The sequence below is a fragment of the Acidipropionibacterium virtanenii genome (genome assembly GCF_003325455.1).
Classification (GTDB): Bacteria; Actinomycetota; Actinomycetes; order Propionibacteriales; family Propionibacteriaceae; genus Acidipropionibacterium; species Acidipropionibacterium virtanenii.
On sequence record NZ_CP025198.1, the window covers coordinates 413,350 to 437,579 of the forward strand.

The window sequence follows — 24,230 nt, forward strand, 5'->3', positions numbered from 1 at the left end:
GGAGAGCACGCCATGAAAGTATCTCGACGTGGATTCATCTCAGCGGTGGGAGGCCTCAGTGCTGCCGCGCTGTTGGGCGCATGCGGTTCCGAGTCCGGTTCCGGCTCCACCGGTTCATCGGCCTCATCCGCCGGCGATTTCACCGAGAAAGGGCCCGTCACCTTCGCGATGGGCAAGGACACCACGGGAAAACTCCAGACCCTCATCGACGGCTGGAACAAGTCCCACCCGAAGGAGAAGGCGACGCTGACCGAGCTGTCGGAGAGCGCCGACGATCAGCGGGCGTCCATGATCCGCAACTTCCAGGTGAAGTCGGACGCCTACACCGTCGTCGCCGTCGATCCGATCTGGACCGCCGAGTTCGCCGCCCAGCAGTGGATACTGCCGCTGCCCGAGAACACGGACACGGCGATGTACCTCAAGTCCAGCGTCGACAGCGCGACCTACTTCAAGAAGGTCTACGGCATCCCCTTCGTCACCAACGGACAGATGCTCTTCTACCGCAAGGACATCCTGGACGCCGCCGGCGTCGGCGTCCCGAAGACCTGGGCCGAGATGTGGGCGGCCTGGGACAAGGTGAAGGGCACCGCCGCGGCCAAGGGGATGACGGCCTACGCCGGCCAGTTCGCCAAGTACGAGGGCCTGACGGTCAACTTCGCGGCCGCGGTCGCCTCGGCGGGGGGCACCCTCTTCAACGAGGAGGGCAAGCCCACCGCGACCAGCGACGGGGCCAAGGCCGGCCTCCAGGCGATGATCGACGGCTTCGCCAAGGGCTACATCGGCAAGCAGGCGCTGACCTACAAGGAGGAGGAGTCGCGCCAGGCCTTCCAGGACGGCAAGCTGCTCTTCCTCACGAACTGGCCCTATGTGTGGGCGAAGTTCTCCCAGAGCGACGGGTCGTCGAAGGTGGCCGGCAAGTTCGGCGTCGCTCCCATGCCGGGTATCGGCTCGGGCACCGGTACCACCGTGCTCGGCGGCTACAACCTGGGGATCTCCTCCTTCGCCAAGAACAAGGGCTCGGCCCTGGCCTTCGCCCAGTACATGGCCACCGAGCCGGTGCAGAAGGCCTGGGCGATCTCGGGGTCCCGCGCTCCGGCGCTCGCCTCCCTCTACGACGACGCCGAACTCATCAAGGCGATGCCATACACGCCGACGCTCAAGAAGACTCTGGAGAGCGGCACCACCCGCCCCAAGGTGCACAACTACGGCGATGTCACACTGGCGATCCAGAACGCCGTCTACCCCGCCCTGGGTGGGAAGGGTGATGCCGGGGCGACCCTGAAGTCCCTGCAGACGAAGCTGGAGGCGCTGTCGAAATGAGTCGGCAGAAGATCTCGGCCGAGTCCCGCAAGGAGGAGCGATTCGCGTATCTGCTCCTGCTGCCGACGTTCATCGTGCTGGCCCTGGTGGTCGGATTCCCGCTGGTGCTGTCGTTGTGGCAGTCCTTCTTCAAGACCGGTTCGGGGATCAATCCGGAGACGGGGCTGGTGGAGAAGGGCGACACCTTCGTCGGACTGGAGAACTACTCGGCGGTGTTCTCCAACCCGGACGCCTCGCAGCAGTTCTGGAACGCTTTCGGTAACACCACCCTGCTGACCGTGGTCGGCGTCCTCGTCGAGACCGTGCTGGGCGTCATCATGGCGCTCATCATGGTGCGCGGGATGCGCGGGCTGGGTTGGGTGCGGGCCGGAATCCTGGTGCCCTGGGCCATCCCGACCATTGTCTCGGCGCTGATGTGGAAGTTGATCTTCAACGCCGACGGCATCTTCAACAGGCTGATCGGGCATCAGGTGCTGTGGACCACTGAGGGCTGGCAGGCCAAGGTGGCGATTCTGATCGCCGACATCTGGAAGACCGCTCCCTATATCGGTCTGCTCACCCTGGCCGGGCTGCAGACCATCGACACCCAGGTCTACGAGGCCGCGAAGGTCGACGGCGCCAGTCCGTGGAAGACGTTCTGGCGGATCACCCTGCCGCTGGTGCGGCCGGTGCTCGTGGTGGCGGTGCTGTTCCGCACCCTGGACGCCATGAGGATGTTCGACCTGCCCTACGGTCTGCTGGGGATGCTTGATTCGGGTAAGACGTTGTCGATGCTGTCCTGGTACGAGGCCGGTCAGTCGCGGTACGGGGAGGCGGCGGCGTACTCGCTGTACCTGTTCGCCTACATCTGCCTGGCCGTCTTCGTCTTCGTGAAGGTGCTGGGGGCCGACATCATGGGCGACCAGAATCCCGACAAGAAGAGGAAGAAGAAGCGCGGCGGCGGTGGCGAGGCGGGTTCGGCGTCCTCGAGCGGCCCGGCGGTCATCAGTGCGGCCGGTTCGGCAGCGTCTGCTGAGGCGGCGCCTCGGCGTGCAGGAGGTGTGGCATGAGCACGGTTGAGTCCACGGTCAGCGCGGAGGAGATCGAGCAGCTCCGCCATCGTCGCCTCAAGCCCACCGAGCAGGTGACCAGGGTGTTGACGATCGTCGGCGTCCTGCTGATCATCGTCTACTGCCTGGCCCCCTTCTACTGGATGATCGTCTCGGCGCTGAGGCTGCCGTCGATGGGGCTGAGTACGAATTTCATCCCGAGCCCCGTCAGTTTCGACAACTTCAAGGCGGTGTTCTCGGGGCAGAACCATTTCGGGAGGTCGCTGGTCAATTCGCTGATCGTCGCGGGGATCACCACGGTCCTGGTGCTGGTCATCGGCACTGTGGCCGCTTATGCGATGGCTCGGTTGAAGTTCCGCGGGAAATCGTTTGTGCTGTTCCTCATCATCTCCACCTCGATGTTCCCGGTGGTGACGCTCATCGTTCCGCTGCTGAGACTGTTCACTGGCGGGTACGCGTTCTTCCCGGTGAACTGGATCAACAGCTATCAGGCGATGATTCTGCCGTCGATCAGCTTCGCGCTGCCGTTGGCGGTGTGGACGTTGAACGCCTATTTCCGCCAGCTTCCCCATGAGCTGGAGGAGTCGGCGATGGTGGACGGGGCCACCCGCAGTCAGGCGTTCCGCAAGGTGATCCTTCCGCTGGCCGCTCCGGGTGTCTTCACCACTGCGATCATCACCTTCATCGCGGCGTGGAACGAGTTCCTCATCGCCCTGACGATGGTCAACGACGACACGCACATGACCGCGAACGTGGCCATCTCGAAATTCACCGGCGTCTCCGGCTATGACACTCCCTACGGGACGATCATGGCGGCCGGCGTCATCGTGACGGTGCCGCTGCTGATCGTGGTGCTCATCTTCCAGCGCCGGATCGTCGGCGGGCTGGCCGCCGGATCTCTCAAGTAGTCCCGGGGAACTGTCTCCCGGATTTTCCATTCAGCGAGGGTTCTCGGCCCGATCGGGCCGAGAACCCTCGCTGAGCGGGAAATCCGGTCGACCGAGCCGTAGCTGATGAACCTCGACGGGAGCTTCGGCCGGGGCGGCCACCTCCACCGGGCTGTTCGTGGCATGGCGGGGCGGGGTGCTGGTGGCCCGCAGCTCCGCAGCGATGTTCGCGGCCTGCCGGGAAGGTGGCCGTATCGTCGCCCTTGTCTGATCCGGGGTCGGCCCGGACCGGGGGCTGTGACGTCACCACTGATGCGGTTTCAGTATTTAGGACGGCATCCCGGAGAACGAACACATCCTCGTCGCTGTCATCGATCCTGGGTAGGCTCCCATCACTCTTGCGGAGCCCGGTCCGACGGACCTGACCCCGCCCGGCGAGGAACGGGGACGTCCATGACGCAGGTCGAGAAGGGCACCGGTGGGGGAGCCGGCTTCAAGAAGGCCATCGGCCTGTTCAGCGGGATCAGCCTGATCTGCGGCATGATCATCGGCTCGGGCATCTTCTACTCCGGCTCCTTCGTGCTGGAACGCACCCACATGAGCTACGGACTGGCACTGATCTGCTGGTTCATCGGGGGCCTGCTGGCGCTGCTGGGATCGCTGTGCTTCGCCGAGCTGGGGGCGCAGTACCCCGAGACCGGCGGCGAGGTGGTCTACCTGCGCAAGGCCTACCACCCGTCAGTGGGGTTCTCCTTCGGCTTCACCATGCTCATGGCGGGGATGACGGCGTCCATCGCGGCGCTGTGCCAGGCCCTGCCGATGGCCGTGAAATCGGTGCTGAACCTGTCCGACGGGCAGGTCAAACTCATCGCCTACGCCCTCATCATCGCCCTGACCGCCTACAACATGATGGGCGTCAAGGTCGGTGCGATGGTCGGGAACATCACGATGATCGCCAAGCTCATCCCGCTGGTGCTCATCATCGTGGCCGGCCTGTTCCTGGGTCACCAGACGCCTCACATGAACCTGGCCCCGGTGGTGGACGGGCTCCCGGCCTCCCCGGTAGCGATCCTGTCGATGATCGGCTTCGGCACCGTCTCGGTGTTCTGGGCCTACGAGGGCTGGGAGAACCTGGGCACCGTCGCCGGGGAGATGAAGAATCCTCGCAAGGATCTGCCGAAGGCGATGATGATCTCGGCGGCCATCTGCACGGCCCTGTATCTGCTGTTCAACTTCGCGATCTTCCGGGTGCTGCCGGCCGGCACCATCTCGTCGGCGGTGGCCTCGGGGGATCTTTACCTGGGGATGCAGACCGCCAAGGTGCTCTTCGGCGCGGCCGGCGGCGTCCTGGTGCTGGTGTGCATGGTGGTGGCGATCTTCTCCTGCCTCAACGCCGAGATCCTCGCCTTCCCGCGCAACTACTACGCGATGGCCGAGGAGGGCCACTTCTTCAAGATCTTCACCCGGGTGAGCCCGCGCACGGGTGTGCCGACCACCGCGATGATCGCCCAGTGCATCGTCGTGATGATCCTCATCACGATGGGCAATCTGGAACAGCTCACCTCGATGACCGTGTTCACCACGATGATCTACAACACCCTGACCATCGTCTCGGTGATCGTCAGCCGCAGGAAGTACCCCACCTTGGAGCGTCCCTTCAAGGCGTGGGGGTACCCGGCGATCGTCTTCGTCAATGTGGCGATCTATGTGGCCCTGATGGTCAACACCTTCGTCACCGACCCCTTCACCGCGATCGTCGGCGCCCTCATCCCGGTGGTCTCCTTCATCGTCTACTTCGCCTATGACAAGGCCAAGAAGCACGGCGGGGGAGACGCCGGCGGCGGGAAGGACGCCGTGCCAGCCAGTGTCTCGGACGGCCCGGCCGGAGACCTCGACCCGGTCTGATCGTCTGACCCGCGACGTTCCCGCACCTCCACCCGACAAGGAGACTCCGTTGACCGACATCCGACCCACCATCGACACGCCCGCCGCGTCCGGACCCGTCCCGGCCCCCGGCGTCAACCCCTTCGCACGGCTGGAGGCAGAGGTGGTGCTGGTGACCGGCGGGGCCCAGGGGATCGGGGCCGCGGTGCGCGACTCCTTCGCCGCGGTCGGGGCGAAGGTGGTGGCCGCCGACCTGTCCTTCAGCGACGAGGGGCCTGCTCGCCACGACGGCGAGGAGTTCTGGCGGGCCCACCTGGACGTCACCGACGAGGCCGGGGTGGAGGCCCTGGCCGACGCCGTGGCGGCCGATCCGGGGCTGGGCACCATCGGGGTGCTGGTGAACTGCGCGGGTTCCTCCACGATGGCGCGGGTGGTCGACACCACGGCGGACCAGTGGGAGTTCAACCTGGGGCTCAACGCGCGCGGGTCCTTCCTGACCGCCCGGGCGGTCGCCCGGCGTCTGGAGGCCGCCGGAAGGCCCGGGAGGATCATCCTGGTCGCCAGCCAGGCCGGCAAGAACGGCTACCGCGGGATGGGCGCCTATGTCGCCTCCAAGCACGCCGTGCTCGGCCTCACCAAGACCTTGGCCATCGAGGAGGCGCCCTACGGGATCACCGTCAATGCGGTGTGCCCGGGCATCATCGAGACCGCGATGAAGTGGCGCGAGCGCGTGGAGGGCGGCGAGCTGCGCGGCATGAGCGCCGCTGACGTCGAGGCCGAGGACAACTCCCAGGTGCCGCTGGGGCGCACCGGTCAGCCCGCCGACGTCGCCGGGGTCTGCCTCTTCCTGGCCTCCGACCTGGCCTCCTACATGACCGGCCAGGGGATCAATGTCACCGGCGGCATGACGATGAACTGATCCGCCCGGCGTGCGGCGAATGCAGGGACCGTTTCCTGCATTCGACGGAGGCGAGGCGTCGGGCCGGAGGGTCGGGACAGGATGAGGGGACGGTCAGCCCTCGGACTCCTCGGCGGCCCGCTCGCGCTCCAGGACCTCCCGAGCCCTGATGCGCTCGGCGTCGAAGTCGATCGCCTCGGCCGTGGCCCGGGTGCCCCGCAGCGCCCGGTACACGACGATCATGAAGAGGATCCACACGGGCGCCGCGAACAGCGCGATCCGGGTGTCCTCGGACAGCGACAGGGCCACCAGAACAGCGACGAAGAAGACGAGGGTCGCCCACGACATCGCCCTCCCGAACGGCATCGGGAAGATGGACTCGTCATGCCTCTCCGGGAACTTCTTGAGGTACCGCAGATACGCCACCATGATGAGTCCCCAGACCGAGATGTAGAGGACCGATGACACTCCGGCAACCATGCTGAACGCATCCATCACGGAATCTGAGAGCATCACGAGAACGATAGCCGGAGAAATACACAGAGCCGTCAGTACAAGAGCATTCCTGGGAACATGGCGGCCGGACAATCCGGCAAAACGCGACGGCGCATTCTTCTCGCGAGCCATGCCGTACATGATGCGCGAGGTGGAAAACACCCCCGAGTTCGCCGATGATGCTGCTGAGGTGAGCACCACGAAGTTGATGACGTGGAAGGCGATGAGAATTCCGATGAACCCGAACATCTCGACGAAGGGGCTCTGGTCGGGATCGATGAGATCCCATGGCTGCACGGACATGATGACGCCCAGGGCGAGGATATAGAAGATCAGGACGCGGGCCGGGATGGAATTGATGGCCTTGGGAAGGTTGTGCTCCGGGTCCTTCGTCTCGGCGGCAGCGGTGCCGGCCATCTCGATCCCCTGGAAGGAGAAGATGGCGATCTGGAACCCGGCGAGGAAGCCCATGAAGCCGGTCGGGAAGAAGCCGCCGCGATCCCACAGGTGAGTGAAGGATGCGGCCGGTGCGCCGGAGACCGGCGGCTGGAAGGCCGTCAGAGCCAGATAGCCGCCGATCAGGATGAGCGCGATGATCGTGACGATCTTGATCATCGCGAACCAGAACTCGAGTTCCCCGAAGATTCTCACCGCGACCATGTTGAGGCCGGTGAGCAGGAGCACGACGCACAGTGCCGGAATCCACTTCGGCAAAGTGGGGAACCACAGGGACAGATAGCCGCAGATGGCTGTGGTGTCGGCGATCCCGATGACCACCCAGCACATCCAGTAGGTCCAGCCGATGTAGAAGCCGGCCGGTTTGCCGACGAGGTCCGTGGTGAAGTCCGCGAAGGACTTGTATGCCAGGTTGGACAGCAGCAGCTCTCCCATGGCTCGCATCACGAAGAACAGGAAGAAGCCGATCACGAGGTAGACCAGCAGGATGGACGGCCCGGCGAGATGGATCGTCCGTCCGGAACCCAGGAACAGTCCTGTTCCGATGGCCCCGCCGATGGCGATCAACTGCAGGTGACGGTTGTGCAGTCCGCGTTCGAGCTGTTGCTCGTCCTCGTGCGGGGTGATCTGCTCGGGCTTCGTGGACGGAGTCTCGTCTTTCAGGTCGGCGTCACCCGGTGAGGCCGAACTTCGGGCGGACGAGATTCGGTCATCGTTGCTGATGTACATGCGTATTGCCTCCACGCCTATTTGTGTAAGCAGACTACTCACCCGGGCTCGGCCCCCTCTTCGCTGTGATCGACGGTGATCACGTGGTGGGCGCGAGTCGTGTTCTCCACTATACGTCTGTTAGGCGATCTGTCCAGAGGCCTCTATCCGGACCGTTCTGTCCGGTTTTCCTGGACAGATAAGGCTTCCCTTATCCCGATCCGGTGAGGGGAGAGGCGGGACAGGCCAAACGGTGACCGACGAAGCGGTGACAGGCGAGGAAGTGACGGTCAAGCTCATGACCGGGCCCCGATTGGCGTTGTCGGAAGCGTGGGTCTATTGTGGTCTGTGAGTGGTGTGCAACGTAGCGCGGTGCTCAATCGTCGGCCCGGCCGGCGACCGATGGAAAAACTGAATCGCTCATTCAAAGGAGAAGAGCAGATGCACATCGGAATCCCGACAGAGATCAAGAACAACGAGTTCCGGGTGGCCATCACCCCCGCCGGCGTCCACGCGCTGGTCGAGCACGGGCACGAGGTGGCCGTCCAGAGCGGAGCGGGCGTCGGATCGGCCATCAGCGATGCCGAGTACGTCAATGCCGGCGCCACCATGGTCGACGACGTCGACAAGGTGTGGGACGACGCCGAGATGATTCTGAAGGTCAAGGAGCCCATCTCCGAGGAGTACGGCAGGATGCACGAGGGCCAGACCCTCTTCACCTACCTTCACCTGGCCGCTGACGAGCCTCTTACCAAGGAACTGCTGGACCGCAAGGTCACGTCCATCGCCTACGAGACCGTCGAGTCCGACACCCACCAGCTGCCGCTGCTGTCCCCGATGTCGGAGATCGCCGGTCGGCTGGCCACCCAGGTCGGCGCCAACTGCCTCATGCAGCCCAACGGCGGCAACGGCACCCTGCTCGGCGGCGGCTCCGGCGTCCACAAGGGCGAGGTCATCGTCCTCGGTGGCGGTGTGGTCGGGTTCTGCGCTGCCAGGGTCGCCCTTGGCATGGGCGCTCGGGTGCGCCTCTACGACGTCAACGAGGAGCGGATGCGTTACATCGAGGAGGTCACTCAGGGAGCCATCCACACCGAGTTCTCCACCGGGCTGGCCGTCGAGCAGGCCTGCATGGAGTCCGATCTGGTGATCGGCTCGGTGCTGGTGCCGGGAGCCCGTACGCCCCATCTGGTGACCAATGAGATGGTGGCCAAGATGCGTCCCGGCTCAGTGCTCGTGGATGTGGCCATAGACCAGGGCGGCTGCTTCGAGGACTCTCATCCGACCACGCATGCCGACCCCACCTTCAAAGTGCACGACTCGATCTTCTACTGCGTGGCCAACATGCCCGGTGCGGTGCCTCACACCTCCACCCTGGCGCTGACCAACGCGACGATGCGCTACGCAACGCTGCTGGCCGACAAGGGCTGGCAGGGTGCCGTCAACCAGCGTCGCGATCTCGCCCGCGGGCTCACCACCCATGACGGGAAGCTGTACTCGATGCCGGTCGGCGACGCGCTGGACATTCCGCACGCCGACATCAACGAGCTGCTGAGCTACACCCTGGCGGCCTGAGGTCTCCGGGCCCGGGTTCTCGACGCGGTCGTACCAGACGGATCTCCCGACAGATGGGGCATTCCGGCCCGGATGGGCCGAAACACCCCCACTGCCGGGAGATCCGCCATGCGCTATGCCCGCCAGGAGGTTCGCGTCGTCCGGTGGGCTGAGGCCCGGATCCGCCCGGCGAGTGCGTCCTCGTCATCCTCCTCGGTGGTGAAGATCGCCTGCCCGCTCTGCAGGTAGGTCGCCACGTCCTGGTGTCCGAGCCTCTCCAGCAGGGCCCGCAGCTCAGCCATCGGCAGGCGGCCGTGCCCACCGACGTTCACTCCTCGCAAACGGGCCGGGAGACTCACTACTGCGCGGCCCGCTCCATGGTGTTCGCCCGTACGCGGATGAGCCGAGCGGCGCCGCCCTCAGCCGACAGTCGCAGCCCGGTCGCCCCGGTCCCGGGGAAGATCGCGGTCGTGACGGCGGTGAGGCCGTCCGCGCTGAACACCTCCAGCGAGCAGGAGTCGATGAGCACCCTCAGCCAGGCCCGGCGCACCCCGCCGAGGGTCGATTCGGGCCACCGCACCGCCACCGACGCCGAGTCCGCGCGCACCACTGACTCGGCCGGGACGTCTCGGGTCTGGCAGGGGGTGGCGAAGGACTCGCTGAACTCGGTGGCGCCGCTCTCGGACCGGTCGACGGTCAGGGTGCGCTCGGCGGGGCGCCAGACGATGTCGGTGTGACGGTCCCCTCCGCAGCAGACCTGAAGAGTCACCGTGTGGGCCCCGTCGAAGGAGGAGGTCTCCAGCTCGGCCTCGATGTCGACGGCACGGCTGCCGAGGCCGCCGATCGGGTTGAACTCGCAGCCGACCGGCTTGTCCTGGACGGCGGTGGCGCTGGTGTGCAGCCCGGCCACCTCGGCCGCGGGACGCTGGGTGAGTCGCAGCCCGTCCCGCGTGTTCACCAGGCCGATCTCGCGGGGCGTGCTCAGCGGCCCGGACCAGGTACCGGTCGGGGTCTGGCCGGCGTAATCCTGGTTCGTCATCCTGGCGATCATCACGCGGCGTCCCTCAGGGGCGTCGTCGCAGGTGGTTGCGGCGCAGAGATCGCGGCCGGCATCGGCGCGCAGCACGGGGGACGGGCCGGTCATCGGGGTGAAGACCGAGCCGTCCCAGTCGCCGATCACGTAGCGCCAGGCCGATCCGTTGGTGGCGGGGGCCGAGGCGCTGCTCCACCACAGCACCCACCTGGTGGTGTTGGTGGCCTGGACCCGCATCGGGAAGAAATCGGGATGACGCAGGTCACCGCCCTCATGCCAGGGCCCGGCGCCGAACCGGTTGCGATCGTGATCGGCCGAAGGGCTCCAGTGGAGCAGGTCGTCAGACCGGTAGAACCTCAGCAGATCGCCGCGGGCGACGACCATCACCCACTGGTGATGGTTGAGGTCGCGGACCACCCGGGGATCGGTGAACCGCCCTGCGAACCGTCCGTGACACTCCGGGGGATCGAGCACGGCCCCGTCGTGGACCTGCCAGCTTGCTCCATGGTCGGTGCTGTGGGCCAGACGGATGCCGGCGGCACCGGGATCGGTGAACAGGGCGACCAGGCCCCGGCGTCCTCCGAACAGCCCCGAGCGGTCGTAGCGGTCGAGGACGACCGATCCGGGGCCCGCCGCCAGACGCTGCTGCGGGCTCCCGGCCAGATCGCTCCAGCGCATCAGGTCGGTGCTCACCGAGTGCCCCCAGAAGCCGTCGAACTGGGGGAACAGGTGGTACTTATCGCCGATGCGGACCAGGGCGTTGGGGGCCTGGATCCGCTCGCCGTCGCGCCAGAAGTGGTAGAGCGGCCGGTGGTCGCCGACACGATGCGATGCCCGGGAATCGGTGCCCGGTTCGTGAGCCGCGGACTCGACGACGGCGCCGTCGAGGCTGCTCGGAACGGGACGGTGGTGGGTGCGCATCATGCCTGTGATTCCTGTGGTGAGTGTGATCCGGGATGCGATCTCCGGCCCGGGGCGGGGGTGCCGGGCCCAGAAGTCACAACCGCTCAATTCTATGATTCGGCCGAAGGGACTCAATATCGGTCAGGGCGATGGCGAGATCGATCAGGGCCACGCTTCGCCCAGCCTCACCTTCCTGGTGGATTCTGGGAGGGACTGCCACGATCGGAGCCATGGACGTGAACGCGGAGCCTCAACCCCACAAGGGGGAACCGCACTCCAGGAACACCGGCCAGAAGTTGAACTGGCTGCGCGCCGGAGTGCTGGGAGCCAATGACGGCATCGTGTCGACGGCCGGCGTGGTGATCGGTGTCGCCGGTGCCACCCCGCACAACGTCACTGCGATCGCCACGGCCGGCATCGCAGCCCTGGTCGCCGGTGCCTTCTCCATGGCCGGTGGGGAGTATGTCTCGGTGAGCACCCAGCGCGACACCGAGAAGGCGCTCATCGCCCAGGAGAAGTGGGAACTGGAGACGATGCCCGAGCAGGAGCGGGAGGAGCTCGCCGACCTCTACCGGCAGCGCGGCCTCTCCGATCACCTCTCCCACCAGGTTGCCGACGAGCTGATGGCCAAGGACGCCCTGGCCGCCCACGCGGAGATCGAGCTGGGCATCGACCCGGACAACTACACCAACCCGTGGGCCGCGGCCGGCTCCTCCTTCGTCTCCTTCACACTCGGGGCGCTCATCCCCCTGGTGATGATCCTGCTGCCCGTCGGGGTCCACCGGGTGTGGATCGCCGCCGCGGCCGTCGTCCTCGGCCTCTTCCTCACCGGATGGATCAGCGCCACTCTCGGTGGTGCGGCCCGGGGACGTGCGGTGATCCGCAACGTGGTGATGGGGTCCGCGACCATGGTGGCGACCTACCTCATCGGTCTGGCCTTCGGGACGGCTGTGGCGTGACGATGCCGTGCCCTCGGGGCGCCGCCGGCAGGCCGCGCTGATGCCGGATGGCGCAGCTCCTCCGTCGACCGGTTCTGCGTCTTCTGGGCAGCGTCCCCCTGATCTTGAGCGGGCGAATCCTTGACGTATTCCCATATGGATATATGATCGCTCTCATGGCACGAGCAGCAACGACGTCGGACGTCTTCAACGCGATCGCCGAGCCGCAGCGCAGGGAGATCCTCATGCTGCTGCGTGCCGGTGAGCGCGGGGTGACCGATCTCTCCCATGATCTGGGCCTGCCGCAGCCGGGCACATCGAAGCACCTCAAAGTGCTCCGGGAGGTCGGGCTGGTGCAGGACCGTCGCCAGGGCAAACGCCGTCTCTACCGCCTCGATGCTCGAGGCCTGCGGCCGGTCCACGAATGGACGGGCGGGTTCGAACAGTTCTGGAACGAGAGCTTCGATCGGCTGGACGAGTACGTGCAGGGCTTGAAACAGGAACATGGAAGGGAACGCTGATGAGCGATGCCACACGAGATACGCGGGGGCGGTCTGCGGCGTCCGATCGCCAGATCATGGTGTCCCGGAGCATCCACGCACCACGAGAGCTGGTGTTCGAAGCATTCACCGCAGTGCGTCACCTCTCGCAGTGGTGGGGACCCGAGGGATTCACCACCACAACACGAGCCTTCGAGTTCCGCGTCGGTGGAGTCTGGGACTTCACGATGCACGGCCCCGACGGCACCGATTACCCGGAGTGGATCACCTGGACCGAGATCACCGTGCCGGAGCGGATCGCGATGCTCCACGGGGAGCACCACGACGATCAGAATGCGTTCGAGTCGGTGCTCACCTTCACAGCCGACGGAGACGCGACCACGATCGAGATGCTCACGGTCTTCCCGACCAGACAACTGCGCGATGAGGCGATCGAGAAGCACGGTGCGATCGAGGGGGGCAGCCAGACGCTCGCCAACCTTGCCGCGTATGTCACCAACATCCTCCAGAACGGAGCTGAGGACTGATGGCCGGCAAGATCTTCTTCAGCGTCTCGATGTCGCTGGACGGTTTCATCGCCCCCGAGTCGCCCGAGGAGTTGATGGGCAAGCAATGGATGGAGCTGCAGGCGTGGGCTTTCCGGTTGCAGTACTTCCGAGAGAGCCTCAACCTGGGCGGTGGTGAGCAGGGCCGCGACGACGATCTCGTCCGGGCGACATTCGAGCGCACCGGAGCGAACGTGATGGGAAAGCGGATGTTCGACGCCGGTGAGCAGTCGTGGCGCGAGGAGCCGCCCTTCCACGCTCCGGTCTTCATCGTCACGCACGAGAGGCGCGCACCGTGGGAACGCCTGGGCGGCACGACCTTCCACTTCGTCAACGAGGGCGTCGAGGCGGCGATCGAGCAGGCACGCGAGGCTGCCGGCGACAAGGACGTCCGGGTCTCCGGCGGGGGTGAGATGATCGTCCAGTGCCTTGACGCGGGCCTGATCGACGAGTTCACGATCGCTCTCGCGCCGGTGCTGTTCGGCAAAGGGGTACGCCTGTTCGAGGGCGTGGACGCGGCCCGCGTCGCCCTGGAACAGATCGGCTCGGAGTCCTCGTCACCGTTGGCGACCCATCTGACATACGCCGTCCGGGATCGGAGCGTGCAAGCCTGAACCCTGATCCACGATGCCCGGGTGAGGGGCTACCTTTGCCTTCGCTGCTTGAGCTTGGCCACGTGGTCGTCATATCCCCTGATAGACGGCGGGTTCCCCAGAACTCGTCCCAGGTCCTGCAACGTTGCGAGGCACTGCCGAGCTTCGAGATGCGTGATGTGGCCGACCACTTCGGCGAGGGCGAGGACCTTGGTGGTACTTGCGACATGGATCAGAGGCTCAACGCTGGCGCGCCGCGCTGCGCCGTGATCATCCGTCAAGAACACCGCTTCAAGTTCGCGCCGGGTGATGACGGCTATGGTCTCCGCCTCGCCCATGTTCTTCGCTGGATCTGTCTCACCCGGTTTCCTCATCTGCTCCGCAATGGTTCTGGCATCGACGATCTCGGAGGCCGTCGGGGTCAGGGGAGAGGGCAGCAGGCCATTCCACCTTGCCATGTCCTGCAGGTCTGGCTCTCGCGAGCTCTTTGCACACTCTCGGGCGATGGCGATGGTCCACGTTCCCCGGCCCTTGAGGAACCATTCAAGGAGGTCATGACGATGGATATAGGTGAAGTTCACCAGCACCGTGTTATCGGGGAAAAAGAGGCCCGGCATGAGTTAATCGAGCCCCTCGAGGAGACTCAGATCCTCATCGGGGTCCTCTGTGATCGGCCCCTGCGTCTCAAGCTTCTCGACGTCGATCCCTTGTGCAAAAGCCAGTGACTCGAGTGGCGCGAGTCCTGACTCGACAGCGGTCTCGAGCCTGGAGACGAGTTCAGCAGGGAACTGCCGCTGTGTGGCTCTCATGCTCCTGATCGTGATGAAGTCCGGCCCGGGCGGCATCTCCATGTGCCGTCGGAGCAGCCCGCGGGTGGATTGGCTCAGCGCTTCGGTAACCTCCGCTCGAGCTGAGATGCCCAAGGACCGGAGCCGAGTGGCCAATGCCTCGGTTGAGACGCCCCACTCCCAGATCTGCTTGGCGAGGACGGAGAGGGTGATGGCCGACCAGTCAATAGAGCGGATCTCGTCCTCGGGCATCAGAAGGTCTGCAGCAAAACGATTTGCTCCAGCCTCGTCGCCGTTGCTCGCATTGGTGTGGCCAGTGCACAGACTGTCCTGCGCGACATGTCCGAGTTCGTGAGCGATCGTGAAGTTCTGGCGGAACCAGCTCTCGGTTCTGGCGGAGACGACGACTGCGTGCTGCCCGATCGTCATGAGGTATCCCTCGCCGGCGAGATCGACGGTGATGACGTCGACCTGGAGGTGCTGCGGTACCTGCTCGGCCAGGTCGTCCGGAAGGTCACCGCACGACCTGTCCAGAAGGAGGCGAACATCCGAAGCGCTGAGGCCCTTGATGTCATGACGGGGTGTCACCGGTAGGCCTGACGATAGAGCAGCGCGATGTCTTGCAGGGTCTGTTGATCGCCCTCGGAATTGCGGGCCGTGTAACTGCGGCTGAAGCCATCGAAGTCATGCCGGGCGGCGATCCGGATCTCCATCGGATCGGGCTCTCCGGTCGCCAGCCAGTGGAGGGAGACGCCCAGAGCATGCGCGATCCGTACGAGTTCAGGCGCCGAGAACTGACGACTGCCGGCCAATGACTTCGACAGCTGCGATTCGGACAGCTCCGACTGCCTGGCCACCTCGGCCTGGGTCATCCGCGTGTGCCTGATGCGCTGACGGACACGCTCGCCGATTGCTTCCATGGCCACAAGGCTACGCGGATGTTTCCAAAATCGAAAGTCTGGCCCCGCCGTGAAGCTCGCAGGGTGTTCGCTGCCGCACAGCCTCCGTGCGATCCAGCGAGACCCGCTCGGTTCTGTTGCGATTCTGTCCCAGACGCCGGGGGTCGTGCTGGAATGCCGGGGCACCGCTCGGCTACCCGATCCGATACTCAGTCAGAACCGCATCAGGCGCAGCCGGGACGCGTTGGAGATGACGCTGACGCTCGACAGGGCCATCGCCAGGGCGGCCAGCATCGGCGAGAGCAGCATCCCCAAGACCGGGTACAGCACTCCGGCGGCGATCGGAATCCCGATCGCGTTGTAGATGAAGGCGAAGACCAGGTTCTGATGGATATTTCGCATGGTGGCGCGCGACAGCGCGCGTGCCCGGACGATGCCGTTGAGATCCCCGGAGGGCAGCGTGATTCCGGCGCTCTGCATGGCGACGTCGGTACCGGTTCCCATCGCCAGCCCGACGGTCGCCGCGGCCAGCGCGGGAGCGTCGTTGACGCCGTCGCCGGCCATCGCGACGCGGCGTCCCTGGTCCATCAATCGGGTCACCGCCTCGTGCTTGTCCTCGGGACGCACCTCGGCATGCACCTCATCGATCCCCAACTGATCGGCGACCGCCTGAGCCGTGGTCCGGTTGTCACCGGTGAGCATCACGACGTGCAGCCCCTGCCCGCGCAGTTCGGCCACCGCCCGGGCGCTGGTCTCCTTGACCGGATCGGAGATCGCCAGGGCCGCCACCAGGGAATCGTCCAGCGACAGGAGGACGACGGTCGCGCCCTTGGCCCGCAGCGCCTCCACGCGCTCCCGGATGCCCCCACCGTCCCGGGAGGCTCCGTCGTCCTGACTCGCCACCACGTAGTCGGCGCTGCCGACCCGGACCTGGCGTCCCTCGACGGTGGCGCTCACACCCCCGCCGGCCTCCGAGGAGAATCCGGAGGCGGCCGGGATCGCCAGTTCGGAATCCTGTGCGGCGGACACCACGGCGGCCGCGAGGGGGTGCTCCGAGGAGCGCTCCACGGCGGCGGCGTAGCGCAGGGCGTCGTCCTCGCTCAGACCGCCGGCAGTGATGACAGTGGTGACGGCCGGACGCCCCTCGGTGAGGGTCCCGGTCTTGTCGACGACCACGGTGTCGACCTTCTCCATCGTCTCCAGGGCCTCGGCGTCGCGGATGAGGACGCCCTCCCGGGCGCCCCGCCCGACACCCACCATGACCGACATCGGGGTGGCCAGCCCCAGCGCGCAGGGGCAGGCGACGATGAGCACGGATACCGCCACGACCAGCGCATGGGCCAGGCGGGGCTCGGGCCCCACCAGTAGCCAGATGATGAAGGCGGCGACGGCTACTCCGATCACCGCGGGCACGAAGACCGCCGAGACCCGGTCGACCAGTGACTGGATGGGCGCACGCGAACGCTGTGCGCCGGCGACCATGTCGACGATGCGGGCCAGCACGGAATCGGCGCCGAGCTTCTCGGCGCGCACCACGACCGATCCGGATCCGTTGACGGTGCCGCCGACCACATCGTCCCCGACCTGCTTGGCCACCGGCAGGGACTCCCCGGTGACCATCGACTCGTCGACCGAGCTCGACCCGTCGGTCACGGTGCCGTCGACCGGCACCTTGTCTCCTGGGCGCACCCGCAGCAGGTCTGAGACCTCCACCTGGTCGAGAGGAATCTCCTTGTCGTGGCCGTCCGCGTCGATGCGCAGCGCGGTCGCGGGCGCAAGATCCATCAGGGCGCGGATGGCCCCGGAGGTGCGGTCGCGGGCGCGCAGCTCGAGCACCTGGCCCAGTGCGACGAGGGCGACGATCACCGACGCCGCCTCGAAGTAGACCTCGACCCGCCCGTCGGTCCGCATGGACTCGGGGAACACCCCGGGCGCGACGAGCGCGACGAGGCTGTACAGATAGGCCGCTCCCACGCCCATCGCGATGAGTGTGAACATGTTGAGCGAGCGGTTCCGCAGCGAGGCCCAGCCCCGCTGGAAGAACGGTTTCGCGGCCCACAGTACGACAACGCTGGCGAGCACGAACTGGATCACCTGGGAGACGACGACCGGGATGAGGTCGCGCAGGCCGGGAACCATCGGGAAGATCATCGACAGGATGAGCACCGGCAGCGCGAACGCCGACGAGACCCAGAACCGGCGCCTCATATCGGCCAGCTCGGGGTTCGGGCCGGCATCCTCGGTGGCGCGCACGGGTTCCAGCGCCATGCCGCACTTGGGGCAGCTTCCCGGATGGTCCTGCCGGATCTCCGGATGCATGGGGCAGGTGTAGACGGTCGACTCGGTGGTGACGTTGTCTCTGTTCGGATTCATCGTTCACTCCTCGACTCCTCACTCTAATACCCCATAGGGGTATAGGAAAGGGCGCGTCACGCTGTACAGGGCCCGGATCACCGTGACGCCCGGATCACCCTGACCCACCGTCCCGTCGTCGGGCCCGGGGCCGAGACCTGCCGGTGGATAGATTGACGGGCATGGATCCGGGATCATTGGCCGATTGGATCTCGGCGGTCGCCACGGTCGCAGCGACGGTGGCCGCGGTCTTCGCCGGCTTCTACGCCTACAAGGCGCTGGGCATCGAGCAGGCCGGCGACGCCGAGCGTCACGAGGACCGGCGTCGTGCCCAGGCAGAGCAGATCAACGCCTGGGCCGAGCACCTCCGCCCGGGCTCGCACGGTTCCGGCCCGACCGGTTCCGATCCGAACCGGGTCCGGCTGGTCGTGAAGCTCCAGAACCTCTCCAACGCCCCCGTCTACGCCGTCCGCCTCGGATTCATCCTCGGCCGCCGGCCCCGCGAGGGGGAGGTGCCCGACGGCGTCAACCCCCCGAAGCGGCCGCTCTATGCGGACTGGGAGTTCCTGCTCCCGCCCACCGACGGGCCGCTCGTCCTCGTCGAGTTCAACTGGCGCGCGGTGCAGGCCTGGCAGGACTGGCGGCTCAAACAGGAGGCGCTCAATCACATGGACGCCCGGCCGTACGTCGAACTCACCTTCCAGGACGGTTCGGGCACCTGGTGGCTTCGCGACGCCCGTGGCCGACTCACCGACATCTCCGAGAATGACGCGGTGTACCGGTTCGAGTACCCGAACACCGGGGGCACCGCCCGGTGACCGGCGCGCGGGCTCCGGGGCGTCAGAGACGCCGGACTCCACGACCACGGCTCGGACAATCCGCTCAGGAGTCTGGCTCGGGGCCTCCTGCCGTGTCACTGTGGTGCAATGGGACGAGACACGAGCTCCACCACATACACCCGCTCCGAACGGACGCGGTACCGGCTCAAACTGCACGAGAATCTGGAGACCTTCGCCCGTTACCTTCCTCGCGCGGATTTCTCGGACGACGCGACGATCGGCATCGAGATGGAGATCAACCTCACCGACGCCGACGGTCACCCGGTGCGCCGCGCCCTCGACGCGCTCGGGGCCATCGGCAACGATGAGTTCCAGACCGAGATCGGAGCTCACAACATCGAGCTGAACCTGCCCGCGGTCCCGGTCGCCGGCCACGGGCTGGGGGATCTGGAGGACGCCGCGCGCCAACGTCTGCGCGACGCCCGCCTGGCCGTCGAGAAGGTCGGTATCGAACTCGTGCCGGTGGGGATGCTGCCCACTCTCACCGAGGCCGACCTGCGCTCCGAGGGCTGGCGCAACCCGGAGAACCGCTACAAGGCCCTGAACAACGCGATCCTCGAGGCTCGCGGTGAGGACATCCACATCCACATCCAGGGGGACGACGAGATCGATCTCACCATCGGCTCCATCGCCCCAGAATCGGCCTGCACCTCCGCCCAGCTCCACCTTCAGGTGTCGCCCTCCCAGTTCGCCGTCGCCTGGAACGCGGCCCAGGCGATCGCCGGACCTCAGATCGCGGTGGCGGCCAACTCTCCGTTCTTCCTGGGAAGTGCCGGCTGGATGGAGAACCGGATCCCGGTCTTCACCCAGGCCACCGACACCCGGCCGCCCGAGTTCGCCAACCAGAAGGTCCGACCGAGGGTGTGGTTCGGGGAGCGGTGGATCAACACCGTCTTCGATCTGTGGGAGGAGAACGTCCGGTACTTCCCGGCGATCCTCCCCGAATCCCGGCAGGCCGCCGGGCAGGCTCTGCTCACTGAGGGTGCCGCGCCGAAGCTGCATGAGCTGGTGCTCCACAACGGCACCATCTGGCGCTGGAACCGGCCGGTCTACGACCCGGGCTCGGGAGGCCGTCCGAACCTGCGGATCGAGAACCGTCTGCTGCCCACCGCACCGACGGTCATCGATCAGATCTCGGACGCCGCCTTCTTCTACGGCCTGGTCGGCCGGCTTGTCCACGACCCGCGGCCGCTGTGGTCGCGGATGCCCTTCGCCGACGCCCGTGCCAACTTCCAGGCCTGTGCCAAGGAGGGGCTCAACGCCGACGTGGTGTGGCCGGGTCTGGGCGCCGTCCCGGTGACCGAGCTGGTCGGGGAGGTGCTCATCCCGCTGGCGCGGGAGGGCCTGGTGATCCAGGGAGTCGACGAGGATCTCATCGACCGGTACCTGTCGGTGATCGAGGCCCGGGCGCGCACCGGGCACAACGGGGCCGCCTGGCAGCGCCGGATGGTCGAGGAGCTGGAGAGCGTGTGGATGGGGCGCGAGGAGGCGCTGGCCGAGATGACCCGGCGTTACCGCCAGAACCAGGTGACCGGGAAACCGGTGCACACCTGGCAGATCTGAGGGGTTGACGCCGCTCGACCCGTTGGACGGTTTCCCTCCTCCGGTCGTGGGGCAGTTTCCACGCCGGTCACCGCCGCACCTGTTGACTACGCACCTGTTGACTAGTGGTGCGCCGAATGGCTGGGGAGCCGCGGTGTGATGATCGTGCCGTCGGCGCGTTCCTGCCCGACGATGTCGTCGAGGGTGGGCATCGGGCCCAGGTCCTCGTGCGGCGTCGCCCGGATCGTGACCGGCGCTCCGGGGGAGACGTCGTAGCCGCTGCCGCAGACCACCAGCCGTGTCCCCGGGCCCTCCTCGACGCTCAGTGTGATCCGCCCGCCGGCCAGTTCCACCCGGACCCGGGTGCCACGCACGGTGATGCGGAAGGTGAGTCCCTCCCAGTCGGAGGGAAGCCGTGGATCGAGGCGGACGCGCCCGCCGCCCGGATCGTCGCGCAGCCCGCCGAACCCGTAGATCAGCGCACTCCACACCCCTCCGGCCGAGGCGATGTGGATGCCGTCGTCGGTGTTGTGGTGGGTGTCGGCCAGATCGACGAAGAGCAGGTCCTGGAAGTGCCGCACGGCGTCCCGGGGATGACCCACCTCGGCCGCCATGATCGCCTCGGCCACCGCCGACAGGCTCGAGTCCCCTGTGGTCAGCGGCTCGTAGTAGTGGAAGTCGCGGGCCTTCTCGTCGGCGGCGAACTCGCTGGAGTGCAGGAGTTCCGCCAGGACGACGTCGGTCTGTTTGATCACCTGGAATCGATAGATCATCAGCGGATGATAATGCAGCAGCAGAGGGAAATCCGAGGGCGGTGTGTGGGGAAGATCCCACACCTCCTTGGTGAGGAACCGGTCGTCCTGGGGGTGTACCTGCAGCTTCTCGTCGTAGGGGATCGCCATCGCCTCGGCGGCCCGTTCCCAGAGGTCCACCTCCGAGGGGTCCAGGCCGACCCGATCGACCATCCGGGCGTACCGCTCGGGTGCCTGCGCCTGGAGGGAGCGCACCGCTGCCACGGCGTCACGGAGGTTCCCGCGGGCCATGATGTTGGTGTACAGGTTGTCGTCGACGACGGTGGTGTACTCGTCGGGCCCCGTCACCCCGTGGATGTGGAAGGCCTCCTGCCCGTCGGAGCGGAAGAAGCCCAGATCGGCCCACATCCGCGCGGTCTCCACCAGGATGTCGATGGCGCCGCGGGTGAGGAAATCATGGTCACCGGTGGTGCGGACGTACAGCATCAATGCGTAGGAGATATCGGCGTCGATGTGATACTGAGCCGTGCCTTGAGCGTAATTCCCCGAGGCCTCATGGCCATTGATGGTGCGCCAGGGGAAGAGCGCCCCGGTCATATTGATCTCATGGGCCCGGCGGCGAGCCGCCGGCAGCATGGTGCATCGGAAGCGCAGCGCCGAGCGGGACACCTCGGGGGTGGTGTAGGAGAGGAAGGGCAGGACGTAGACCTCCCCGTCCCAGAAGTAGTGCCCCGAGTACCCGTTGCCGGTCAGGCCCTTGGCCGGGATGCCGTGCCCACCGCCGCACATCGTGGCCTGGGCGACGTGGAAGAGGTTGAACCGGATCGCCTGCTGCAGTTCGGGCCGGCCCGCCACCTCGACGTCGCTGCGCGCCCAGAAGCCGTCGCACCAGGCGCGTTGCTCGGCCAGCAGCGTGTCGAGGCCGGCCGCCCGCGCGTCGCCGATGGTGCGCCGGCAGCGCTGGGCCAGCTCGCTGGAGGGCGAGGACCGCGACGTGTGGTAAGCGGCGTACTTGACGATCCGCAGCGTCGAGCCCGCCCTCGCGCGGGTGCGGAACTCCCGGGAGGAGACGTCGGGGGAGACGTCCTGATACTGGCGGACCTCGTCGTCGGAGCTGACGTCGTGGTCGACGCCGACTGCCAGCGTCATTCCCGAGGCCGCAACCCGATAGCCCAGCGAGGTGCAGGAGCCCTCGGTGCCGACATGGGTGGACTCCAGGACGTGGGATCCCAGTTTCGAACTCTTCCGTGGATCCGGGATGTGAGACTCCAGCTCGGCCTGCAGTGGCGTGTCCAGTGCCTGGCCGCCCTCCATCGCCCCCTCGGCCAGCGCCGTCTGCGCGTCGAGGCGGTTCACCAGGGTGGAGACGACGGTGAGGTCCAGCTCGCCGTCCAAGGGGGTGATCTCGATCTCCATCACGGCCAGGTGGGGCCGGGTGAAGCTCACCATCCGACGAGAGCTCACGCGCACCCGCACCTTCGAGGGGGCCCGCCACACGATGGTCCTGGTGAGGACTCCGGTGCGCAGATCCAGCCGCCGCTCGTACTGCTCAAGATCGGCCACCGGGAGGTGGAGCGGTTCATCCCCGGCATAGAGCCGCATGACGGTGGCGTCGGGGACCGCGATCATCTCCTGGCCCACCCGGGCGAAGCCGTAGGCCTCCTCGGCATGGTGAATCGGGTAGGTCTCGTGGAAGCCGTTGACGTAGGTTCCCGCGGTGGCGGCGTCATATCCCTCGATCGACGTGCCGCGGATGCCGAGATATCCGTTGCCGACCGCGAAGAGGGTCTCCGCGCTGCGGGCGTTCTCCTCAGGCAGGAGTGTCTCGCGCAGCGCCCAGGGATCGATGGGGTAGCGCAGCCGGTCCAGCGGGTCATCGTTGGACCCGGCGGTGCTGGATTCGCTGGTGGTCACGACTCCTCCTTCCGGCGCCGTCGGGCCTCGGCGCCCTGTCCCCATCCTGCTCCCTTATCCTGCTCCCTTCCCGGACCGACGCCGCGGTCATCACGGCGCCCTGAGTTCCGGCGAAGCGCCAGAGTCTGCACGGCGCGCCAGGTATTTCAGGCGCTGCGTTCACACTCTGGCGCGACGTGGAAGTGCCGGACGGGAGGTCAGACGAGCCGCAGGTCCGGGGGACGCCCGGTGGCCAGAGCCTCATCGACCCAGGTGGTGAAGAGATCCCCGTGCGGGGAGCACACCGATCGTCCGGCTCCGGTGGAACGGTCCGCGGAGAACTCCAGGGCCTCGGACGCCAGGATGGTGGGGGCCGGTGCCTGGCCCCGGAGGTCGGGGATCGACTCGGCCAGCTGGAGGGCCTCCGGTTTCGCGACGCCGTCGTTGGTGAACAGACCGAGGCTGTACTCCAGGGACGGGAAGTCTGCCAGGTCGGGGGAGACGTCGTGAGAGCACCACCAGGTGACGGCCTCCAGACCCGGGGTGTCACGGATCGCATCCATCGTGCCGGCCACGAATCCGGCTGCGTCCTCGTCGGGGACGCAGCTGCGCGGAGCGCCGATCTCCTGCAGCCACAGAGGCCTCGCGGGATCGGTGCTCCAGGCCCGGGCGAGCTCGAGCAGATAGCGGGGAAAGAGCGCCAGGGCCGGGTGCCGGGCCCCGAAACGAGGCCCCACCTGCCCGAACACCCAGGAGTGGACGGTGGTGGCGTCTCCCCGGGTCACCGCGTGGTTCGGCGTGAAGGGGTGCTGGTCTGCGAACCACAGGTCGTCGTCGAAGCCGAAGAAGCGTCGGCCCTCGGGCCAGGCGTCCGCCAGGGCCCCCATCACGGCGTCGAACCACGCGTCGGCCCCGGCGGGCGTGCACGGGCTGGCCGACGGATGGGAGTGGCCGGGAGTCGAGGCGGCGAACTGCGGAAGCTCATTGCCCAACGTGATCCCTTTGACGTTCGGCTCCTCTCGCAGCCGGTCTGCCAGGGCGGTCACCAGGGCCGCCTCGCCCTCGACGACACTGGGATCGGTGAACAGATTGGCCCGGTGCCAGGTGACCACCCAGGAGGGCAGGAAGTCGAAGCTCGACAGGTGGCCGTTGATGGCGTCGACGCTGGCCTCGAGGTCGAACTCGCCGGCGATCCGGCAGACGGTCGCCACATCCTCGAGCCCGCGGGGCCGGATGAGGGTGCGGTTGGGCTGGAGGAGCGGCCACAGCGGGAAGATCCTGACGTGATCCAGGCCGAGGTCCGCGATGTTCTCGAGGTCCCGGCGGATCGCGTCCGGGTCCAGATCCAGCCAGGAGTGGAACCAGCCCTGGCTCGGTGTGTAGTTGACGCCGACTCTCATGGGTT

At 66.8% G+C, this 24,230-nt stretch carries 21 protein-coding genes; 12 read left to right on the forward strand and 9 right to left on the reverse strand.

Annotation, left to right across the window (positions count from 1 at the left end):
• Window positions 1-12 precede the first annotated feature (12 nt).
• The 5 genes from JS278_RS01790 (at window position 13) to JS278_RS01810 (ending at window position 6,059) form a co-directional block, all read left to right on the forward strand.
• Complete coding sequence (locus JS278_RS01790; RefSeq protein WP_114043702.1) at window positions 13-1,320, forward strand: ABC transporter substrate-binding protein; 1,308 nt, start codon at window positions 13-15, stop codon at window positions 1,318-1,320.
• A complete protein-coding gene (locus JS278_RS01795; protein WP_114043703.1) occupies window positions 1,317-2,369 on the forward strand; it encodes a carbohydrate ABC transporter permease in 1,053 nt (350 codons plus the stop codon). Before JS278_RS01790 ends, JS278_RS01795 begins: the two co-directional genes overlap by 4 nt.
• Entirely contained in the window at window positions 2,366-3,277 is a 912-nt protein-coding gene (locus tag JS278_RS01800; RefSeq protein ID WP_114043704.1) for a carbohydrate ABC transporter permease, read from the forward strand. Before JS278_RS01795 ends, JS278_RS01800 begins: the two co-directional genes overlap by 4 nt.
• A 432-nt stretch (window positions 3,278-3,709) precedes the next feature.
• Complete coding sequence (locus tag JS278_RS01805) at window positions 3,710-5,161, forward strand: APC family permease (RefSeq protein WP_114043705.1); 1,452 nt, start codon at window positions 3,710-3,712, stop codon at window positions 5,159-5,161.
• Window positions 5,162-5,210: 49 nt separating this feature from the next.
• Entirely contained in the window at window positions 5,211-6,059 is an 849-nt protein-coding gene (locus JS278_RS01810) for an SDR family NAD(P)-dependent oxidoreductase (RefSeq protein ID WP_220150017.1), read from the forward strand.
• A gap of 93 nt (window positions 6,060-6,152) precedes the next feature.
• Here the strand turns inward: JS278_RS01810 and JS278_RS01815 are convergent, their stop codons facing one another.
• Entirely contained in the window at window positions 6,153-7,718 is a 1,566-nt protein-coding gene (locus JS278_RS01815; RefSeq protein WP_114043707.1) for an amino acid permease, read from the reverse strand.
• Window positions 7,719-8,138: 420 nt separating this feature from the next.
• Here JS278_RS01815 and ald point away from each other — a divergent pair, with 420 nt between their 5' ends.
• Window positions 8,139-9,269 (forward strand): alanine dehydrogenase, encoded by a 1,131-nt coding sequence (ald, locus tag JS278_RS01820; protein ID WP_114043708.1) that lies wholly within the window; start codon window positions 8,139-8,141, stop codon window positions 9,267-9,269.
• 113 nt (window positions 9,270-9,382) lie between these two features.
• Here the strand turns inward: ald and JS278_RS01825 are convergent, their stop codons facing one another.
• Window positions 9,383-9,550, reverse strand: coding sequence for a DUF1697 domain-containing protein (locus tag JS278_RS01825; RefSeq protein WP_245935166.1), 168 nt, complete (start codon window positions 9,548-9,550; stop codon window positions 9,383-9,385).
• Between the two features lie 56 nt (window positions 9,551-9,606).
• Complete coding sequence (locus JS278_RS01830) at window positions 9,607-11,205, reverse strand: glycoside hydrolase family 32 protein (RefSeq protein ID WP_114043709.1); 1,599 nt, start codon at window positions 11,203-11,205, stop codon at window positions 9,607-9,609.
• Window positions 11,206-11,414: 209 nt separating this feature from the next.
• Between JS278_RS01830 and JS278_RS01835 the strand changes: the two genes are divergently transcribed.
• From JS278_RS01835 to JS278_RS01850, 4 genes are all read left to right on the forward strand, one after another.
• Window positions 11,415-12,143 carry a VIT1/CCC1 transporter family protein gene (locus JS278_RS01835; RefSeq protein WP_114043710.1) on the forward strand — a complete coding sequence of 243 codons (729 nt, stop codon included), beginning with the start codon at window positions 11,415-11,417 and terminating at the stop codon, window positions 12,141-12,143.
• Between the two features lie 155 nt (window positions 12,144-12,298).
• On the forward strand, window positions 12,299-12,643 hold the full coding sequence (locus JS278_RS01840; RefSeq protein WP_114046051.1) for an ArsR/SmtB family transcription factor: 345 nt from the start codon (window positions 12,299-12,301) through the stop codon (window positions 12,641-12,643).
• Window positions 12,643-13,149 carry an SRPBCC family protein gene (locus JS278_RS01845; RefSeq protein WP_220150018.1) on the forward strand — a complete coding sequence of 169 codons (507 nt, stop codon included), beginning with the start codon at window positions 12,643-12,645 and terminating at the stop codon, window positions 13,147-13,149. Before JS278_RS01840 ends, JS278_RS01845 begins: the two co-directional genes overlap by 1 nt.
• Window positions 13,149-13,781, forward strand: a complete 633-nt coding sequence (locus JS278_RS01850; RefSeq protein WP_114043711.1) for a dihydrofolate reductase family protein — start codon at window positions 13,149-13,151, stop codon at window positions 13,779-13,781. Before JS278_RS01845 ends, JS278_RS01850 begins: the two co-directional genes overlap by 1 nt.
• Before the next feature lie 29 nt (window positions 13,782-13,810).
• Here JS278_RS01850 and JS278_RS01855 read toward each other — a convergent pair whose 3' ends face one another.
• The 4 genes from JS278_RS01855 to JS278_RS01875 all read right to left on the reverse strand — a co-directional run bounded on the left by JS278_RS01855 (window position 13,811) and on the right by JS278_RS01875 (window position 17,820).
• The gene (locus tag JS278_RS01855; protein WP_147243125.1) at window positions 13,811-14,347 is read right to left on the reverse strand and encodes a hypothetical protein; all 537 of its coding nucleotides are present in this window, start codon (window positions 14,345-14,347) and stop codon (window positions 13,811-13,813) included.
• Between the two features lie 33 nt (window positions 14,348-14,380).
• Window positions 14,381-14,977, reverse strand: a complete 597-nt coding sequence (locus JS278_RS01860; RefSeq protein ID WP_114043713.1) for an ImmA/IrrE family metallo-endopeptidase — start codon at window positions 14,975-14,977, stop codon at window positions 14,381-14,383.
• 155 nt (window positions 14,978-15,132) lie between these two features.
• A complete protein-coding gene (locus JS278_RS01870) occupies window positions 15,133-15,468 on the reverse strand; it encodes a helix-turn-helix domain-containing protein (RefSeq protein ID WP_114043715.1) in 336 nt (111 codons plus the stop codon).
• Between the two features lie 192 nt (window positions 15,469-15,660).
• Complete coding sequence (locus tag JS278_RS01875; protein ID WP_114043716.1) at window positions 15,661-17,820, reverse strand: copper-transporting P-type ATPase; 2,160 nt, start codon at window positions 17,818-17,820, stop codon at window positions 15,661-15,663.
• 161 nt (window positions 17,821-17,981) lie between these two features.
• On the opposite strand from JS278_RS01875, the gene JS278_RS01880 reads away from it, so the two are divergent.
• Window positions 17,982-18,617 carry a hypothetical protein gene (locus JS278_RS01880; protein WP_114043717.1) on the forward strand — a complete coding sequence of 212 codons (636 nt, stop codon included), beginning with the start codon at window positions 17,982-17,984 and terminating at the stop codon, window positions 18,615-18,617.
• Window positions 18,618-18,725: 108 nt separating this feature from the next.
• Window positions 18,726-20,201, forward strand: coding sequence for a glutamate-cysteine ligase family protein (locus tag JS278_RS16830; protein ID WP_114043718.1), 1,476 nt, complete (start codon window positions 18,726-18,728; stop codon window positions 20,199-20,201).
• Window positions 20,202-20,302: 101 nt separating this feature from the next.
• Here the strand turns inward: JS278_RS16830 and JS278_RS01890 are convergent, their stop codons facing one another.
• Window positions 20,303-22,846, reverse strand: a complete 2,544-nt coding sequence (locus tag JS278_RS01890) for a glycoside hydrolase family 65 protein (protein ID WP_245935167.1) — start codon at window positions 22,844-22,846, stop codon at window positions 20,303-20,305.
• A 197-nt stretch (window positions 22,847-23,043) separates the two neighbouring features.
• A complete protein-coding gene (locus tag JS278_RS01895; protein ID WP_114043720.1) occupies window positions 23,044-24,225 on the reverse strand; it encodes a glycoside hydrolase 5 family protein in 1,182 nt (393 codons plus the stop codon).
• Between the last annotated feature and the right edge of the window lie 5 nt (window positions 24,226-24,230).

Bases quoted from the DNA above. Each gene is read 5' to 3' on its own strand.
- JS278_RS01790 (WP_114043702.1), top strand. From the start codon at position 13: ATGAAAGTATCTCGACGTGGATTCATCTCAGCGGTGGGAGGCCTCAGT.
- JS278_RS01795 (WP_114043703.1), top strand. From the start codon at position 1,317: ATGAGTCGGCAGAAGATCTCGGCCGAGTCCCGCAAGGAGGAGCGATTC.
- JS278_RS01800 (WP_114043704.1), top strand. From the start codon at position 2,366: ATGAGCACGGTTGAGTCCACGGTCAGCGCGGAGGAGATCGAGCAGCTC.
- JS278_RS01805 (WP_114043705.1), top strand. From the start codon at position 3,710: ATGACGCAGGTCGAGAAGGGCACCGGTGGGGGAGCCGGCTTCAAGAAG.
- JS278_RS01815 (WP_114043707.1), bottom strand. From the start codon at position 7,718: ATGTACATCAGCAACGATGACCGAATCTCGTCCGCCCGAAGTTCGGCC.
- ald (WP_114043708.1), top strand. From the start codon at position 8,139: ATGCACATCGGAATCCCGACAGAGATCAAGAACAACGAGTTCCGGGTG.
- JS278_RS01825 (WP_245935166.1), bottom strand. From the start codon at position 9,550: ATGGCTGAGCTGCGGGCCCTGCTGGAGAGGCTCGGACACCAGGACGTG.
- JS278_RS01830 (WP_114043709.1), bottom strand. From the start codon at position 11,205: ATGATGCGCACCCACCACCGTCCCGTTCCGAGCAGCCTCGACGGCGCC.
- JS278_RS01835 (WP_114043710.1), top strand. From the start codon at position 11,415: ATGGACGTGAACGCGGAGCCTCAACCCCACAAGGGGGAACCGCACTCC.
- JS278_RS01840 (WP_114046051.1), top strand. From the start codon at position 12,299: ATGGCACGAGCAGCAACGACGTCGGACGTCTTCAACGCGATCGCCGAG.
- JS278_RS01845 (WP_220150018.1), top strand. From the start codon at position 12,643: ATGAGCGATGCCACACGAGATACGCGGGGGCGGTCTGCGGCGTCCGAT.
- JS278_RS01850 (WP_114043711.1), top strand. From the start codon at position 13,149: ATGGCCGGCAAGATCTTCTTCAGCGTCTCGATGTCGCTGGACGGTTTC.
- JS278_RS01860 (WP_114043713.1), bottom strand. From the start codon at position 14,977: ATGACGATCGGGCAGCACGCAGTCGTCGTCTCCGCCAGAACCGAGAGC.
- JS278_RS01870 (WP_114043715.1), bottom strand. From the start codon at position 15,468: ATGGAAGCAATCGGCGAGCGTGTCCGTCAGCGCATCAGGCACACGCGG.
- JS278_RS01875 (WP_114043716.1), bottom strand. From the start codon at position 17,820: ATGAATCCGAACAGAGACAACGTCACCACCGAGTCGACCGTCTACACC.
- JS278_RS01880 (WP_114043717.1), top strand. From the start codon at position 17,982: ATGGATCCGGGATCATTGGCCGATTGGATCTCGGCGGTCGCCACGGTC.
- JS278_RS16830 (WP_114043718.1), top strand. From the start codon at position 18,726: ATGGGACGAGACACGAGCTCCACCACATACACCCGCTCCGAACGGACG.
- JS278_RS01895 (WP_114043720.1), bottom strand. From the start codon at position 24,225: ATGAGAGTCGGCGTCAACTACACACCGAGCCAGGGCTGGTTCCACTCC.